The sequence below is a fragment of the Variovorax sp. 01T439_2 genome (assembly GCF_056398445.1).
This window is the reverse complement of record NZ_JBFTPJ010001202.1, coordinates 1-1,432: the sequence shown is the minus strand read 5'-3', so window position 1 is coordinate 1,432 and position 1,432 is coordinate 1. Positions and strand designations below refer to the sequence as shown.

Here is a 1,432-nt window from a genome sequence, read left to right as displayed (position 1 = left end):
GGCCAAAGGCAGCGGCTGATGGTGATCTTGTACGGCTCCAGGATATCTTCGCCCAGCCCGAAACGGGCGTGAAGGAAAATCTGGATGCTCTTGTCGGCCGTGTACAGGTCATGCACCAGGCCGACCAGTCCATCGTGGTCGAAGTGGATCAGTCTGGCCTTGACGTCGCTCCAGGACGTGGATCTCTTGGTCTTGCTTGCTTTCATCTCTGTGCGTGTCGGAATTGAAGCCTGTACGACGCCTGGCGGGTGAGACCATGTTGCTGGCGAATGCCAAATTGCCAAAGTACCATCGTAAGGTCGAACTGCCGCCTCGCGGCGGCCGAGGCTAATCAGAGGCGGTGCCGTGCAAACGGTCCATCGTCGAACGGAAAGGGGCGATGCTATGGGGTATGACATGGTCAAGGTCGAAGAGGCGGTTCTGGCGTTGCTCGGCGTCTTTGAGTTCGACAACGGACGCGTATGGAAGCGATATGACTTCGCAACCATGGACGGGCTCCACGAAAAAGGGCTCATCACGGAGGCCCACGGCAGGCAGGAGTCGGTCTACCTGACGGACGAAGGGATGCGTCGTGCCAAGGAGCTCGCGGCCAAATGCTTCGGAACCAACGGGGCGGCGCCAGTGCGCCAGTAGCTGCGGCAGAATCCGGCCAACATCAGTCATTCGTGAGGGACGCCGAATCGCCTGTCTCTGGTACTCAGCGGCTCGTGTAGTGACGATTGGCCTGGAGCACACCTTTGTCGACCGCCTCGCTTTTTCTCGTTCAAGATGAACCCTCCACCAACTCATATACCCGGAAAGCCGTATCACTTCTTCTCTATCCCACTGATGATTCAGCCAAACCTGTGGGATGAGAAGTCCTCAGTAAGATTTCGCGGCCTGCAGTTTTCCGGGCTCTATATGATTCCTGTGCTGATCATGTCCGTCATTATCCCGCTCGTAGTGTTGTTCTCCGCCATGGACTTCAGCGAGATCGGAGCGCTCTTCGCTGCGGCCCCTTTCTGGATTCTTGCCGGCTACTTCCTACTAGCTCTCGCGGTCGGTGCGTTTGTTGGCCTCTATCACTATTTCGCTTTCTTGAAATTCACCGGTCACCAGCTAGATCATTGAGATCGACGGCTTGCGGCCACAATCAGCTGTTCGCAGCGGCTAGCAAAATTCGGCCTGGATCAGTCATCCCCTTTCGCTTCCCAACGAAGATGAGCCGCGTGATCATTTCTACAGCGCCATGTGACCCGCCCGTGTCGTTGGTGAGCGAAGTTCGGCGCATTACAAACCTCGGAGTTCTCGATGTGCGAGACCGCCTTCTCGCCGGGAAGCCCGTGTTCGACCAGGAGMTYTTYTTCMATCGAACAGAAGACGTCTKTGCAAAAGCGCTTGCGCTGCTTTCGGCTCTGGAGTGTGCGGGGCATCAGCCTCTTGTCAGTGAGGC

At 57.0% G+C, this 1,432-nt stretch carries 2 protein-coding genes and 1 pseudogene; 2 read left to right on the top strand and 1 reads right to left on the bottom strand.

Features of this window, described 5'->3' with window-relative positions:
• A pseudogene (locus AC1DOC_RS33515) lies at positions 1-206 on the bottom strand (hypothetical protein); the annotation flags it as partial.
• Positions 207-396: 190 nt separating this feature from the next.
• On the opposite strand from AC1DOC_RS33515, the gene AC1DOC_RS33510 reads away from it, so the two are divergent.
• Entirely contained in the window at positions 397-633 is a 237-nt protein-coding gene (locus tag AC1DOC_RS33510; protein WP_230537982.1) for a DUF6429 family protein, read from the top strand.
• 195 nt (positions 634-828) lie between these two features.
• Complete coding sequence (locus AC1DOC_RS33505; protein ID WP_015867274.1) at positions 829-1,110, top strand: hypothetical protein; 282 nt, start codon at positions 829-831, stop codon at positions 1,108-1,110.
• Positions 1,111-1,432 lie beyond the last annotated feature (322 nt).

Excerpts from the sequence above, each read along its gene's own strand:
- AC1DOC_RS33510 (WP_230537982.1), top strand. The coding sequence starts at position 397 with ATGGTCAAGGTCGAAGAGGCGGTTCTGGCGTTGCTCGGCGTCTTTGAG.
- AC1DOC_RS33505 (WP_015867274.1), top strand. The coding sequence starts at position 829 with ATGATTCAGCCAAACCTGTGGGATGAGAAGTCCTCAGTAAGATTTCGC.